Annotated in this window: 13 protein-coding genes; all 13 read right to left on the minus strand. The window is 46.9% G+C overall.

The window, feature by feature from the left end:
• Window positions 1–950: 950 nt before the first annotated feature.
• Window positions 951–1,577, minus strand: coding sequence for an orotate phosphoribosyltransferase (gene pyrE, locus K2225_RS02275; RefSeq protein ID WP_220583297.1), 627 nt, complete (start codon window positions 1,575–1,577; stop codon window positions 951–953).
• Window positions 1,552–2,274, minus strand: a complete 723-nt coding sequence (gene pyrF, locus K2225_RS02280) for an orotidine-5'-phosphate decarboxylase (protein WP_220583298.1) — start codon at window positions 2,272–2,274, stop codon at window positions 1,552–1,554. Before pyrF ends, pyrE begins: the two co-directional genes overlap by 26 nt.
• Window positions 2,240–3,172, minus strand: a complete 933-nt coding sequence (locus K2225_RS02285; RefSeq protein WP_220583299.1) for a dihydroorotate dehydrogenase — start codon at window positions 3,170–3,172, stop codon at window positions 2,240–2,242. Before K2225_RS02285 ends, pyrF begins: the two co-directional genes overlap by 35 nt.
• On the minus strand, window positions 3,169–3,927 hold the full coding sequence (locus K2225_RS02290; protein ID WP_220583300.1) for a dihydroorotate dehydrogenase electron transfer subunit: 759 nt from the start codon (window positions 3,925–3,927) through the stop codon (window positions 3,169–3,171). Before K2225_RS02290 ends, K2225_RS02285 begins: the two co-directional genes overlap by 4 nt.
• Entirely contained in the window at window positions 3,924–7,127 is a 3,204-nt protein-coding gene (gene carB / locus K2225_RS02295) for a carbamoyl-phosphate synthase large subunit (RefSeq protein ID WP_220583301.1), read from the minus strand. Before carB ends, K2225_RS02290 begins: the two co-directional genes overlap by 4 nt.
• On the minus strand, window positions 7,106–8,215 hold the full coding sequence (locus tag K2225_RS02300) for a carbamoyl phosphate synthase small subunit (protein WP_220583302.1): 1,110 nt from the start codon (window positions 8,213–8,215) through the stop codon (window positions 7,106–7,108). The genes carB and K2225_RS02300 overlap by 22 nt, the downstream gene beginning before the upstream one ends.
• A complete protein-coding gene (locus K2225_RS02305) occupies window positions 8,196–9,485 on the minus strand; it encodes a dihydroorotase (protein ID WP_220583303.1) in 1,290 nt (429 codons plus the stop codon). Before K2225_RS02305 ends, K2225_RS02300 begins: the two co-directional genes overlap by 20 nt.
• A complete protein-coding gene (locus K2225_RS02310; protein ID WP_220583304.1) occupies window positions 9,486–10,382 on the minus strand; it encodes an aspartate carbamoyltransferase catalytic subunit in 897 nt (298 codons plus the stop codon).
• Window positions 10,383–10,545: 163 nt separating this feature from the next.
• Window positions 10,546–11,934, minus strand: a complete 1,389-nt coding sequence (locus K2225_RS02315) for a solute carrier family 23 protein (RefSeq protein WP_220583305.1) — start codon at window positions 11,932–11,934, stop codon at window positions 10,546–10,548.
• 186 nt (window positions 11,935–12,120) lie between these two features.
• Window positions 12,121–12,774, minus strand: a complete 654-nt coding sequence (pyrR, locus tag K2225_RS02320) for a bifunctional pyr operon transcriptional regulator/uracil phosphoribosyltransferase PyrR (RefSeq protein WP_370632684.1) — start codon at window positions 12,772–12,774, stop codon at window positions 12,121–12,123.
• A gap of 86 nt (window positions 12,775–12,860) precedes the next feature.
• The gene (locus K2225_RS02325; RefSeq protein ID WP_220583307.1) at window positions 12,861–13,772 is read right to left on the minus strand and encodes an RluA family pseudouridine synthase; all 912 of its coding nucleotides are present in this window, start codon (window positions 13,770–13,772) and stop codon (window positions 12,861–12,863) included.
• Window positions 13,769–14,242, minus strand: coding sequence for a signal peptidase II (lspA, locus tag K2225_RS02330; RefSeq protein ID WP_146816600.1), 474 nt, complete (start codon window positions 14,240–14,242; stop codon window positions 13,769–13,771). Before lspA ends, K2225_RS02325 begins: the two co-directional genes overlap by 4 nt.
• A gap of 660 nt (window positions 14,243–14,902) precedes the next feature.
• Entirely contained in the window at window positions 14,903–15,427 is a 525-nt protein-coding gene (locus tag K2225_RS02335; RefSeq protein WP_220583308.1) for a DivIVA domain-containing protein, read from the minus strand.
• Between the last annotated feature and the right edge of the window lie 37 nt (window positions 15,428–15,464).

The following is a 15,464-nucleotide window of genomic DNA, read 5'->3' on the forward strand; positions in this document are numbered from 1 at the left end:
TTTCAATAAGTACACACGTCCTTAATCCCCTTACGCTCCATAATTAAGGATAGGATAGATAGAGATAAATTATAGAGCGCTCTATCCCATCTGTCAAAAGGGAACCGGTCTTTCTTAAGCATTTATCTGATTGTCTTTCATCGCTGTTTCCTTGTTTAGCAAAATGGCAGGGTTTTTGAAGACTTGACTCCGAGATAATCACGGTTCGTTGCTGAATTGAGCGTCAAGGGTGGTTGGGAAGCCACTCGCTCTGCGGGGGAGCAACTTCCAACCTCCTTGATTAGTAGTCATAAAGCGCGCTGTAACAGTGTTTTAATGGGGGCGTCCGGCATCGGATATCGAAGAGGAAGAAAGGGCATGGTGAGCCCCACAGGACGCAGTCCGAGGAGCGTCTAAGAATTGTGGAAATTCTATTAAGTTCGGCACGTCGCGCGCCCACATCGAACGCCCATACCTCGTGTGGGGCACCGCAGAAAAGGAGCTATTCCCCTCTGCCCCATCCACTCAACAAAAGCCTCAAAAATGACTCTTCAAGAATAGGGAGATGATCTATAATAAATCTTCAGTGGCATTCTTGTCAGTGGATAAAAAAAACCACGATTGAATCGTGGTTTCAGGTTAGGAAATATGCGAATACCGCTATCGATGCAAGATAAGAAAAAATCGCTTGTGCCCAGTATCTTCGTCTCTCGCGCTTCAGCATGTAAACATTCCAGAGAATAAACAACGCGAGAGAAGCGAACAAGCTTAATAAGGGTTCTAAGGACCACATAGACTCCATAAATGCAAACGCCACCCACGTATATAGATAGACAAAACAGGTCAATAAGCCGAGCGAGGCATTCATGAGTATGAAAAAAGAATGTTTTTTAGATTTCATTTTCATCACCAATACGTTTTGATGACTTCATCGTACTAGGAGACTGCAGAAATAGCAACTCCCTTAGCTGTTAAGAATTCGTAAAAACATAAGGATCCTGTCTCCACTTCATCAACAGCTGCTCTTGTTCTTTTTCGATTTGATTTTCGGTAAGTAACTGCTGAAGGAGCTCTTCATAACTGGTCAGTGATTGGTACGAATAGCTTCTTTCCCTGAATGCTTCCTGCGCCGCTTGAAGATTATAGGTGAAGATCGACAGTACTTCAACCACTTCAACTCCTTCATCCTGGAGGGCTTCTGCTGCTTCTATCGACGATTTTCCAGTTGATATTAAATCCTCGATGACGATCGCCTTTTGCCCCCTATCAATATGACCTTCAATCTGATTTCCTTTTCCATGCTTTTTGGCTGAAGAACGTACATATACCATAGGAAGGTTCAGAAGATCTGCCACCCAGGCCGCATGGGGAATGCCTGCTGTCGCACACCCTGCAATCACATCGATAGGACCTAGAGCCTCGATTTTTTTCGCAAATGCTTCAGCAATGTCTTTTCTTACTTCAGGATAAGACATCGTTAAACGATTGTCGCAATAAATCGGAGACTTTAATCCGGACGTCCATGTGAAGTAGTGATCGGTTTCAATTTTAACCGCTCCTATGTGAAGCAGGTCACGAATGAGGGTTGATTGACTCATACTGAAAGGCCTCCTTTATCTTTCTATACATTCTTTGGGGATTTTCTGCGTCTCGGATGGCTCTACCTACAACCATTGCATCACTTCCGTTAATCCGAGCCTTCTCAGGAGTAGCGACACGTTTCTGGTCGTGATGTTCTCCACCAGCGAGACGGATGCCGGGTGTCAAAGTAACCAGCCCCGTATTTTTCTTTATGATCCCGGCCTCTTCTACCGAGCAAACGACACCATCCACCCCACATTTCTCCGCCCCCATGCCGTAATGCTTGACTACTTCAGCTAAAGGATGTTCAATCAGCAACTGTTCATTCAGCATTTGTTGATCTGAAGAAGTAAGGACGGTGACAGCTAATAACACAGGCACATGATTGTGTGCCCCTTCTTCTAAGCCAATCTTAGCTGCTTTCATCATGTCTTCCCCACCTTGAGCATGGACGTTGACGACATCGACGTTCATGCTTGCAAGATTTCTCATCGCACGGCGGACCGTTTCTGGAATGTCATGCAGTTTCAAATCGAGAAAAATTTCGTGCCCGTTTTCTTTTAATCGATGGATGATGCTAGGGCCTTCTTTATAAAAAAGCTCCATACCCACTTTAACCGGAATGGCCGTAAGATGGTGACACTCCAAGAAATCCAAGGCCTCGTTTCCTGTTTGGAAATCAAGAGCGAAGTACAGGGGTTTCAACTTTTTCAACATGGGCACCTCCAATCGCTTGCATTATGTTTGAAAAACCGTAGCGCGCAAGAACTGCCGGCAATTCTTCAATGATTTCCTTACAAATGAAAGGATTTTTGAAGTTCGCACTTCCGATCGCCACAGCACTCGCACCGGCAAGTAAGTATTCCAATACATCCTCAGCTGTTTCAATCCCGCCCATGCCAATGATCGGAATAGATACGGCCTGATAAACCTGATGGATCATCCGGATACTGATTGGTTTAATCGCTGCTCCTGAGAGCCCACCTGTTCCATTTGCAATGACAGGTTTTCGTGTCTTAGGGTCAATCCTCATTCCTGTTAACGTATTAATCATTGAAATGCCTGATGCACCTGCGTCCTCTGCTGCAAGAGCCATCTCGACGACGTCGGTCACGTTCGGGGAAAGCTTCACATACACAGGTACATGGCTAACTTCAACGACATGACGGGTCACTTCTTTAGCTAAGACCGGATCGGTGCCGAACTGCACGCCCCCCTCTTTCACATTCGGACAAGAAATGTTCAATTCAATGGCATCCACGTGAGGAGAGATTTTTTCAGCGACCTCCACATACTCCTCTACTGTACTGCCAGCAACATTTGCAATAATCGGAAGGTGATGGTTTTTCAAAAAAGGAATCTCGTCTGAGATGATGCTTTCCACCCCAGGGTTTTGCAGTCCGATCGCATTCAACATGCCACTTGCGGTTTCTGCGACACGTGGCGTGCCATTTCCAAAGCGGCGTTCCTTCGTAGCCGCTTTCATAATGACGGCTCCAAGGGTGGATAGATCATAAAATTGGGCGAATTCCTTCCCGAATGCAAAACAGCCTGATGCCGGCATAACAGGATTTTTCAGGTTCAAACCCGGTAGATTCACAGATAAATTCATGCTAAGACGACCTCCCCGGCTTTGAATACAGGTCCATCACAACAGATGCGCTTGTATCCTTTTTCATCTTTCGATTCAACGACACACGCAAAGCAAGCTCCGATTCCACAGCCCATTCGCTCTTCCATGGACAAGTATCCTTCTTTGTCGGGAAGAAGATCAGCCACGGCTTTCAGCATCACTGTCGGACCACAGGACAAGTAGTGCTGGTAATTATCTTTCACATCAGGAAGAGCGTCCGTCACACGGCCGCTCCTTCCCAATGATCCATCTTCTGTCGTCACGTGGACTTCTCCAAGGGCTCGGAATTCATCCACTAAAAAAGCATCCTCTCTGGATCTAAAACCGAGAATACTCGTGATTGCCACTCCGTTTTCTTTCAGTTTCTTCGCCGTGCTGTAAAGCGGGGGTACTCCGATTCCCCCACCTATAATCAGGACATGCTCGGAATGGATTTGAGATGTCGGAAACCCTTGACCTCCAGGACCAAGAACGTCTAAGTTTTCCCCTATCTGAAAACGCGTCAAAGCCTTCGTCCCGTTTCCCATGACTTTATAAATGAGAGTCACTGTATCATTTAACGGATCATAATCCGCAATGGATATGGGGCGTCGCAGGTAGAATCCATCAATCTTGACGTGGACGAATTGGCCGGGATCTGCAATGTCCCGGGCCAAATCCCCCTCCAGCATGAGAAGGTGCGTATCTCTCGCAAGCTTTTCATGCCTAACAATGATCATCCTTTCATTTTTCATCCTGACACCCCTTCCATCGGTGTGATCGCACGTGCCGAGAAGGACATAGCATTGATGACATCAACAATGGTTTTTGCCGTGTCCAGACTGGTTAAGCAGGCGAGGCCATGTTCGACGGCTTCTCTACGGATTCTGAATCCGTCCGATCTTGCACGCATGCCTTTATTGAGTGTATTGACGACGAATTGTACTTCCCCTTGTTGGATCAGATCAATGACATCGCGCTGATCAGAACCCACTTTTCCTACGGCTTCCACCGGAATCTTCGCTTCTTCTATTACTGAAGCTGTACCTTCTGTAGCGAACAACCGGAAGCCCAGCTCAAAGAATGTCTTCGCAATGTCCAGCATCTCGGATTTATCTTTGTCTGCGACCGTCAACAGGACTGATCCTTGTGTCGGTATTTTCAACCCTGCGGATGTCATTCCTTTATAGAGGGCTTTTTCCAACGTTTGATCATACCCGATGACTTCACCCGTCGACTTCATCTCAGGCCCGAGCGTCGTATCGACACTTCTCAATTTTTCAAAGGAGAACACAGGGACTTTGACATAGACACCATTTGGCTTGGCAGCGACTCCGGAAGGGAATCCTTCTTCTTTCAACGTTTTACCTAAGAGAACCTTCGTCGCAAGTCGTGCCATTGGTACGCCTGTGATTTTACTCAGGAAAGGTACCGTCCGGCTTGCTCTCGGGTTCACTTCCAGAACGTAAGCCGTTCCTTTGTAAGCGACGAACTGGATATTGATGAGCCCCTTCATATTCAGCTCTCTGGCAATCTTCGTTGTCGCATCGATACACTGTTGTTCAAGGTCCTTTGTAAGCCGCTGCGTCGGATATACCGCCATAGAATCTCCGGAGTGAACACCGGCGCGTTCAATATGCTCCATGATCCCTGGAATGAAAACATCTTCCCCGTCCGAGATGGCATCGACTTCGATCTCCATTCCCGTCATGTACTTGTCGATCAAAATGGGGTGACCATTGTGTGCGGCTGCATTTGTTTCCAAGTAAGAAGAGAGCTCTTCGTTTGAATAGACGATCGCCATCGCACGGCCTCCCAGGACATAAGAAGGTCTGACCACAAGTGGATAGCCGATTTTCTCAGCAGCAAGGAATGCTTCCTCTGCGCTTGTGACACTTTCCCCTCCTGGTTTAGGGATGTTCAAATCGTTGAGCAACTGTTCAAACAAGTCTCTGTCTTCCGTTTTATCAATGGACTCCATTGTGGTGCCCAGAATTTTGACGCCTTCCTTCGTCAATCCGTCTACCAGGTTAATGGCTGTCTGGCCCCCAAACTGGACGATGACACCTTCAGGCTGTTCGAGATCAATGACGTTCATCACATCTTCAAGCGCTAATGGCTCAAAAAAAAGCTTGTCAGAAACGCTGAAGTCTGTGGAGACTGTTTCTGGATTATTGTTCATAATGATGGCTTCATAGCCCATTTCCTTGAGAGCCAGGACAGAATGGACGGTTGCATAGTCGAATTCGACCCCCTGGCCAATCCGGATCGGGCCAGAACCAATGACAAGCACTTTTTTATTTTCACTCGGAATGGCTTCGTTTTCATCTTCATAACTGCTGTAAAAATAAGGTGTTTCAGATTCAAACTCACCAGCACACGTATCGACCATCTTGTACACAGGGCGAATACCGTGACTTCTTCTCCATTCACGAACTTCTGCTTCTTTCCGTTGGGTTAATCGTGCAATCTGAGCATCAGAAAATCCGATTCTTTTGACCTTCTGCAACAAGGCAGCATCCACTTCACCTTGTGCGACTTGTTTTTCGAGCTGGATGATCCGCTGCAATTTATAAAGGAAGAATAAATCAATTCCGCCTGTCGTTTCATGCAGACTTTCTATGGAATATCCTCTTCTTAACGCCTCTGCGATTAAGAAAATCCGTTCGTCATCCGCTTTTTTCAACCTTCTCGTAAGTTCTTCTTCTTTCATATGTTCCGCATAAGAGAGATACAACTCTTCTGTATCGCCTTCTAGCGAACGGATGCCTTTCAGGAGAGATTCTTCAAAGCTCCTGCCGATGCTCATCACTTCACCGGTCGCTTTCATCTGCGTACCAAGTGTACGGTTCCCTTTTGCGAATTTATCGAACGGCCATCGCGGGATTTTCGTAACGACATAATCGAGGGCTGGTTCAAAACAGGCATAGGTCGTACCAGTGACCGGGTTCTTGATTTCATCTAGTGTCATCCCCACTGCGATCTTGGCTGCTAGTTTTGCAATCGGATAGCCGGTCGCCTTGGAAGCAAGCGCTGAAGAACGACTGACCCGCGGATTCACTTCGATGATGTAATATTGGAAACTATTCGGATCAAGCGCAAGCTGGACATTACACCCACCTTCAATTCGGAGAGCCTGGATAATTTCCAAGGAAGCATTTCTAAGCATTTGATATTCCCTGTCACTCAGCGTTTGGGAAGGAGCGACAACGATGGAATCTCCGGTATGAATCCCGACAGGATCGAAGTTTTCCATGTTACAAACGACGATTTTATTGTCCGCACCATCACGCATCACCTCATACTCCACTTCTTTGAAACCGGCAATATTTTTCTCTATCAAGCACTGGCTGACCGGAGAAGCGGCAAGTCCGCTTCTAGCAATCTCTTTCAACTGAGCGGCATCATCACACATGCCCCCGCCGGCTCCGCCCATCGTGTAAGCCGGACGGACAATAACCGGAAAACCGATTTCCCCCGCAAAATCCAGTGCTTCTTCTACTGTGCTGACAATTTCACTTTCAGGTACAGGCTGGTTCATCTCATGCATCAAGGCCCGGAATTTTTCACGGTCTTCCGCTTGTTGAATGGCATCGAGCGGCGTCCCTAACAGCTCTACATTAAATTCTTCTAGAATGCCAGATTCACTCAATTCTACTGCCATATTCAGCCCCGTCTGCCCTCCAAGCGTCGGAAGAATCGCATCCGGGGTTTCTTTTCGAATGATTTTCTGAAGGAACTCAAGGGTCAGTGGTTCCATATAGACCTGATCGGCAAAGGTATGGTCGGTCATGATCGTGGCTGGATTCGAATTCGCAAGGATGACTTCATACCCTTCTTCTTTCAACGATTGGCATGCTTGTGTGCCGGAATAATCGAATTCAGCCGCCTGGCCGATGACGATTGGACCGGATCCGATGACGAGAATTTTAGTTAAATCTGTACGCTTAGGCATTGAGAGTCCTCCTTCGTTGTCTTTTGATAGTGATCGATCATTTTCAGGAATTCATCGAATAAGTGGGCGGTGTCTTCCGGTCCCGGTGAACTTTCCGGATGGTATTGTACAGAGAAAACCGGATGGTTCGTATGTTTCAGCCCTTCCACGGAGTTGTCATTCAAAGAAACTTGGGAAAGACGCAGTTCGGTCTGTTCCAGTGAATGAAGATTGACTGCATAGCCATGGTTCTGTGATGTGATATAGGTTCTGCCTGTATCCAGATCTTTCACAGGCTGATTAATTCCTCTATGTCCGAATTTCATCTTAGAAGTATCTGCGCCAGATGCGAGAGCAATCAGCTGGTGCCCGAGACAGATTCCAAAAATCGGTACCTGACCAATCAGTTCACGGATCGTTTGAATCGCTTCCGGAACATCTTTTGGATCTCCAGGACCGTTCGACAGCATGACGCCATCCGGTTTCAGCCTTAGGATCTCTTCTGCTGAAGTATGGTAAGGAACGACGGTCACATGGCAATCGCGCTTCGTGAACTCTCGTAAAATGCCGTGTTTCATGCCGTAATCAACAAGGACGATCCGCTCTCCACGTCCTGGAACGACATAAGGCTTCACCGTTGACACTTGCTTGACTTGGTCATTCAATGAAGGAGTAGCTTCCAGTATGTGAAGAACTTCCGATACCGGACGATCAGTAGAAGTGATCATCGCCTTCATCGTTCCATGTTGGCGTATGATTTTTGTCAGCTTTCTCGTATCAATATCGCTGATGCCTGGAATGTTTTTCGCTTTTAGAAATTCATCGATGGTTTCTTCATTCCGGAAATTGGATGGAAAATCACAGTGTTCTTTTACAATGACCCCGAAGACTCCCGGATTGACGGTTTCAAAATCATCGCGATTTATCCCATAGTTTCCGATGAGTGGATACGTGAAGGTGATCAGCTGCCCGTAATAAGACGGGTCAGAAATCACTTCCTGATAGCCGCTCATCCCTGTATTGAATACGACCTCTCCGATTGTTTCCCGTTCACTTCCAAATCCTTCCCCTGCAAATACCGTCCCATCTTCAAGCACGAGTTGTTTCATGCGTTTTCCCCTCCCATACAATTTTCCCTTCAACCATTGTTAGCTCCGGCCATCCTTTCGCTCTCCAGCCATGGAAAGGCGTGTTCTTTCCTTTTGAGGCAAAGCTGTGACGGTCAATCATCCGCTCCTGATTCACTTCCACAATGGTTGCATCCGCTGGAGCTCCTTTTTCCAATGTTCCATAAGGGATCCCGAAAGTCTCTGCCGGCTTCGACGTCAGCCATGCCACAAGACGTTCCAGCTGAATTCCATGCTTTTCTACAAAGTGGGTGTACAACAGCGGAAAGGCGGTTTCCAAACCTGTAATACCAAACGGCGAGTAGAGGAAGCCTTCTTTCTTATCTTCTTCCGTATGCGGGGCATGATCGGTCGCAATAAAATCAATGGTTCCGTCTATCAAACCCTCGATGAGCGCTTTCTGATCTTCTTTGGAACGAAGCGGTGGGTTCATTTTGAAAAAGGCATCGTCTTCAGGGATATCCGTTTCGTTAAGAATCAAATGGTGCGGTGTCACTTCTGCGGTGACATGAATCCCTGCCTTTTTCGCATCCCGGATGACCCTCACCGATTCCTTCGTTGATACGTGACACACGTGATAATGGCAGCCGGTCGCTTCGGCAAGAAGGACGTCTCTTGCGATTTGCACGGATTCAGCAACATTCGCTATGCCAGGGAGGCCGAGCCTCTCGCTTACCTCGCCCTCATGAGCGACACCTTTGTACACGAGTGAATTATCTTCGCAGTGAGCAACAATGGCTTTGTTCAGACGACTCGCTTCCTTCATCGCTTCGTACATCATGCCCGCGGTTTGAACACCGACTCCATCATCGGTAAAGGCGAAGGCACCCATTTTTGACAGCGTCGGCATGTCAACAAGCTCTCTTCCAAGTTGACGAATCGTTATGGAAGCATAAGGCAGCACTCGAACGGATGCCTCCTGCTTGATCTTCTCCATTAATGTTTCCATGTTCTCTTCGGAATCAGGTACAGGCTTTGTGTTCGGCATGGCACACACCGTTGTGAATCCTCCACGAGCCGCAGCTTCTGTCCCAGTACGTATCGTTTCTTTTTGTTCGTCTCCAGGTTCACGCAAATGGATATGGACATCGACCAACCCGGGCAGAACAAGCCCCTCTTTCGCATCTATGACTTCATCCGCTTCTCCGACATCCGGAGCTATTTCAACAATTTTACCGTCCTCGATCAGAATTTCGCATGAATCAAAGCTATGATCCTTAAACACCTGACCGTTGATGATTTTCTTCTTCATTTAAAGCTCCCCTTTCATGAGTGCGTGGATGATGGCCATCCGCATTGTCACTCCATTCGTCATTTGCCTGAAAATCTTTGATTTTTCACATTCCACAAGCCTCACATCGATTTCCACCCCGCGATTGACAGGAGCTGGATGAAGGATGATGCTGTGGTTCATCATTCGTGCCTCCCTTTCGACGGTCAGCCCATATTCTTTTAAATAACTTCCTGTTCCACCATGGTTTGTATGCCGCTCATGTTGAATCCGCAGCAGCATCAGGACATCACACGTTTCAACGGCTTCGTCCATCGTAATGTAGTCCTTTGTCATGGTAGGGTCCTGCCAATCTGGTTTACTGACAAAAGATATCCGGGCCCCGAGCTGTCTCAGTGCATAAGCATTGGACCTTGCCACCCGGCTATGTTTCAAATCTCCCGCAATGCATATATGCAAGCCTCTGAAACTATGAAAATGTTCATGGATCGTGTACAAGTCCAGAAGGGATTGTGTCGGGTGTTCCCCGCAGCCATCCCCGGCATTGATGAGGGGCATCTCCAATTCTTCTGTACATGCTGACAGGCCGCCGACTTCGGACTGCCTGACGACAGCTAGATCTACGCCGATGGACTCCAACGTCTTTAACGTGTCATACAAGCTTTCCCCTTTCGTTAAGCTGGAATCAACTCCATCCAACTCGACGACATCAAAACCCAACTTCCTTTCGGCTATGTGAAAGCTCGTTTTTGTACGTGTGCTCGGTTCTAAAAATAGATTGGCAGCAAAAAGTCCCGAATAAGAGAGGACGTTTGCGGGGTCTTTCAATCGATCTGCTAAATGAATCAGATGATAGATCTGTTCATTGCTCAGCTGTTTCATGGAAAGCAAATTCCTTTTGGATTGAATGGCGGTCATGTACATCTCTCCGTTCCTTTAATTAATGTAACGGGGACTAAGGAGCAAAAAAGCACCCCCAGGTGTCTGGGGGTGCTGAACTCGTCGCATGACAAACGAGCCCATCCCTAGTACACCTTTTTGAGCCTCTCGGGACTCAGTTAAAACGTGAAGCTAGTGTTGGTTATGCTACATGATTCTTCTTTTCCTGTTGCTCGACTTCAGGAGCTTCGAACATCTGGCCATTTCCGTGTCCTTTTTCTTTCCCTGGAAGGATTAAATTAAGTCCCACACCGATGATGGCTGCAAGCGCCATTCCTGCAATTTGTACATCCTCTGTCACTTGGACGAAAGCACCGCCTACGCCGATGACGAGGATGACAGAGGCGATGATCAAGTTTCGCTTTTCACCAAAGTCGATCTGATTATCAATTAACATCCGCAGGCCGCTGGAGGCGATGATTCCGAAGAGAAGGATGGATACCCCTCCCATAACGGCTGTCGGGATGGAGCTGATGACCGCGGTTACCATGCCGATAAAACCGAAGACGATGGCGATGACAGCCGCTCCTCCGATGACGAACACACTGTACACTCGTGTAATCGCGAGCACACCAATATTTTCTCCATACGTCGTGTTCGGAGGTCCTCCTAGGCAGGAGGCAATGAATGTGGCGACTCCATCCCCAAGAATGGATTTGTCCAGACCTGGATTTTTCAAAAAGTTTCTTCCTACGACTTTTGATAAGACCATTTGATCGCCTGTATGTTCCGTAATGGTGACAAGCGCAAAAGGAACCATCAGAAAGGCGATTTCCCAGCTGATCACTTCCAGCGGTGAGAAGTCGATGAATGGGACAACGAAATCAGGAGCCTGGAAGAGAGCTGCTATGGCGCCTGTAAACGAACCTGCTGTGGTTATTGCTGTCCATTCTTCTTGAATCCCGCTTGTGTCTACGATTCCTTGAGTCATAGCGAAAGCATACCCGCCGACAATTCCGAAGAGGATCGGCAGCAGAGAGAAGAATCCTTTAAAGTAGATTGATGCGATGATCGTAATTGCCAATGTGACAAGCGCAACCATGAAGTGTGTGCCACTGTAGATGTTTTCTTCCTGCCCCGGTAAGTACATGGCCATCTCCACAGCGGTTGATGCTAATCCAAGACCGATAACTATGATGACCGGGCCAACGACAATCGGAGGAAGCAGGTTCATAAGCCACTTCGTACCGAAAATGGAGATTAAAAGTGCAACCAACCCGTAGACGAGGCCGGCAAGAAAACTTCCAACCATCGCCCCGGCAACCCCGCTCGATTTTGAAACTTCTATGATCGGAGCAATGAAAGCGAAACTTGAGCCGAGATAGGCCGGGACCTTCCCTCTTGTAATAAGCAGGTAAGCAAGTGTTCCAAACCCGCTTGATACGAGCGCTACTGATGGCGATAAGCCGGTCAGAAAAGGAACGAGAATCGTTGCGCCGAACATCGCGAACAGATGCTGGAGGCTTAGAACAAGCCATTTATTGAGTGCTGGGACTTCATTAACGTCGAGTGCTGCTTTATGTTGTTTCATATTGAATTCCTCCTTGATGTCTCCTCTTCTGCGAGAGGTAGTAAGTGGCTTTGAGCCCTCGAAAATTCCCCATAAAAAAACCTCTTTGCGCTTAAAAAGAACGCAAAGAGGTAGACGTGTAGAGACACACGTATCCTTACGAACCTTTTAAGCCTCACGGGACTTCCTTTAAAGGTTACTCTTCATTCATTTTTCAAAAATTTTCACTTCGTCTGCTTCATCCGTTTCAGATAAAGTGACGGTAATGATTTCTTCATGGGAAGTCGGAACATTTTTTCCTACATAATCCGCTCGGATCGGCAGCTCCCGGTGTCCCCGGTCTACTAAAACTGCCAGCTGGATTTCTTTCGGTCGCCCATGGTCGATCAGTGCATCCATTGCGGCACGCACCGTCCGGCCTGTATAAAGAACATCATCGACGAGGATGACTTTTTTGCCATCGATATCCGTCGTAATATTCGTTTCTTTCAATTGAGGTTCCGCTCCATTTTCCTTAGGAGTCAAATCATCGCGGTAAAGCGTGATATCAAGCTCTCCATCCGGAAGGTCTGCACCTTCAATCTCTTGGATTTTTTCCTTGAGACGTTGAGCGATTGGAACGCCTCGGGTTTTAATCCCTACTAGGACAAGGTCCTCAATCCCTTTATTTTTTTCTATAATTTCATGTGAGATCCGGGTCAATGCCCGTCGGATCGCTGCATCATCGAGTACTGTAGCTTTTGCATTCATGATTGAGTCCTCCTTGTTTGCATCATGGGTATAGTGACGAAAAAACCCCTTTTCCGCATAATGGCAGAAAAGGGGTTCTCGATACACGTAGCCTGTGTATATAACCGTCACCTTTTCAGCCTCACGGGACTGTCCTTAAAGGTCTTTATATTCTATATGGAAGTATGACACTCCCTTTAGGGTTTGTCAATAACTTTTTATACCTCTCTTGTTTCCAAGTACTTCAGTGTCTCTTTAAATTCTGCTGGAGGCTCCACCTCAAACTTTTTCCATTCACCTGTTCTCGGATGCTCAAAACCTAAGGATTTCGCATGCAAGGCCTGCCCATCAAGATCTAACGTTTTACGAGGGCCGTACTTTGGATCTCCCGCTAATGGATGCTCGATGTAGCGCATATGCACCCGGATCTGGTGCGTACGTCCTGTTTCCAGTTTACATTCGACCAGGGTGAAATCAGTGAAATGACGCAGCACGCGGAAATGGGTGACCGCATCACGTCCACCATCAACCACTGCCATCCTTTGACGATCTTTAGGGTCCCGTCCAATCGGTGCATCAATGGTGCCATATTCATGATGAATTTCCCCATGAACAATCGCCTCATATTTACGTTCCACTGTCTTTTTCGACAGTTGCTCAGCGAGTGATTGATGAGCAAGATCATTTTTAGCAACCATCAATAGACCACTCGTGTCTTTATCAATCCGGTGGACGATTCCCGGACGCTCCACCCCATTGATTCCAGACAAATCTTTCACATGGAATAATAGAGCATTTACGAGTGTTCCGGAATAGTGGCCCGCTGCCGGGTGGATCACCATTCCTGATGGTTTATTGACGACAATCACATCTTCATCTTCGTACACAATCTCGATCGGAATGTCCTCCGGCAGGATATCCATCGGTTCAGGCTCAGGAATATGCCAAGTGATGCTCTCCCCCTCCTGAACCTTGTAATTGCTCTTTACCGCTTTCCCATCCACGAAGACAATGCCATCCTTAAGCCATCCCTGAATTTGAGATCTGGATGCTTCCTCGATGACTTCTGTTAACAATTTATCAATCCGCTTGGACTGATCGTTTTCTGTAACCTTATAGTGTTCACTCAAGATTTTAAACTTCCTTTCTTTCTGCGCTCATCCACGAACGTGGCAATCATGACAAAAATCACTCCGACGACAAGAGCAGAGTCCGCTACGTTGAAAATAGGAAAGTCGTAAGTGAAAATGTACGTGTTGGCGAAATCAACGACTTCCTTACGAAATACACGGTCGATGAAATTCCCAATCGCTCCTGCGAGGATGAATGCAAGAGCTACACCTACAAAACGACTTTCTTTTCCATATTGATGTAAATAATAAATGACAAAACCAATGACGACCACTGTTATGATATAAAAGAACCACATCTGCCCTTGTAGGATTCCCCAGGCAGCTCCTTGATTTCGGTGAGAGGTCAAGTAGAAAAAGTTCTCAATGATCGTTATGCTTTCTCCAATATTCATTTTCGTGACTACAAGCCACTTTGTCCACTGATCAAGGATGATGAGACCAATGGCGATGATATAATACAAAATCATAAGCGTCCCCCATGAATCTTAGTCCTAGCCTATTGTACCACAAAACTCCCTCTGCAAAGAACAACTTCTCACTTCCACATAAGCTCCCTTTACTTGAAGACTCAGTTTCGAGACTTTAGTTGAGTGGATGGGGCTGCGGGGAATAGCTCGCTTTCCGCGGGAGCGCGGTGAGCCTCCTCGGACTTCGTCCTGTGGGGTCTCACCCTGCACTTTTTTTCCCCGCAGGAGTCTCGCCATTCCCCTCCGCCCACTTTTCGTAAGACATTCTCGAAACTACCTTCCAGTAATAAGAGCTTTTGTAGTTAGGAATCCTATACCGATGTTGATTAAGCAGGATTCCCCAACACAACTAGGCATGTTACTTTAAGAGGGATTTGGAGAACCTCATTTGGTAAAGGGGCGGAGGGAAACGGTGAGACTCCTGTGGGAAGTGCGTGGTAGATGAGACCCCGCAGAGCGTTAGCTCGAGGAGGCTCATCACTCGCCCACGGAAAGCGAACCTTTTCCCGGAGCCTTAAGCTCCCATAAAAGTCTCGAAACTGAGTCTTCAACAATCCTGCCCGTTTGCTTAAGAAGGGGTGGAAGAGAAAAGGTGCCGTTCTTGTGGGAACGGCACCTTGGTTAGTATGAAAGAATAATTTCCGTATGTACGGGATGGGATTATGGCTGGGAGCTGTATTCCTCTTCCATTTTACGCTCCACTTCTTTCTCATCATCAAGCTCTGTATCAAATAGATGATCCCAATCATCGTTGTCGATCATATCGATTTGAGCTTCTATCAGCATACGCAGTCTTGTTTTGAAAACTTTCGCCTGCTTTTTCATATCTTCAACTTCGATATTAATGCGGCGTGACTTTTCCAATGCTTCATTAATGATACGATCAGCATTCTTTTCTGCTTCTTTGACGATTAATTTCGATTCTTTGTTTGCACTGTTTTTTACGTCTTCTGCCGTTTCTTGGGCGACGAGAATTGATTTATTGAGCGTCGTCTCAATATCGTTGAAGTGACCGAGACGTTCGTTCAATTGACTGACTTCTCGCTCCAACTCTTTCTTCTGGCGTATGACGATTTCATAATCTTTGATGACCTGATCGAGAAATTCATTGACCTCATCTTCATCATACCCTCTGAAACCGCGAGTAAATTCTTTATTATGAATATCCAGTGGTGTTAATGGCACACCATCCACCTCCCCAAAACATCGATCTAGTTAATAA

The sequence above is a fragment of the Halobacillus sp. Nhm2S1 genome, assembly GCF_019599545.1.
Taxonomy (GTDB): domain Bacteria; phylum Bacillota; class Bacilli; order Bacillales; family Halobacillaceae; genus Halobacillus.

Excerpts from the sequence above, each read along its gene's own strand:
- pyrE (WP_220583297.1), bottom strand. The coding sequence starts at position 1,577 with ATGAGTCAATCAACCCTCATTCGTGACCTGCTTCACATAGGAGCGGTT.
- K2225_RS02285 (WP_220583299.1), bottom strand. The coding sequence starts at position 3,172 with ATGAATTTATCTGTGAATCTACCGGGTTTGAACCTGAAAAATCCTGTT.
- K2225_RS02290 (WP_220583300.1), bottom strand. The coding sequence starts at position 3,927 with ATGAAAAATGAAAGGATGATCATTGTTAGGCATGAAAAGCTTGCGAGA.
- carB (WP_220583301.1), bottom strand. The coding sequence starts at position 7,127 with ATGCCTAAGCGTACAGATTTAACTAAAATTCTCGTCATCGGATCCGGT.
- K2225_RS02300 (WP_220583302.1), bottom strand. The coding sequence starts at position 8,215 with ATGAAACAACTCGTGCTTGAAGATGGGACGGTATTTGCAGGGGAAGGA.
- K2225_RS02305 (WP_220583303.1), bottom strand. The coding sequence starts at position 9,485 with ATGAAGAAGAAAATCATCAACGGTCAGGTGTTTAAGGATCATAGCTTT.
- K2225_RS02310 (WP_220583304.1), bottom strand. The coding sequence starts at position 10,382 with ATGACCGCCATTCAATCCAAAAGGAATTTGCTTTCCATGAAACAGCTG.
- K2225_RS02315 (WP_220583305.1), bottom strand. The coding sequence starts at position 11,934 with ATGAAACAACATAAAGCAGCACTCGACGTTAATGAAGTCCCAGCACTC.
- lspA (WP_146816600.1), bottom strand. The coding sequence starts at position 14,242 with ATGATTTTGTATTATATCATCGCCATTGGTCTCATCATCCTTGATCAG.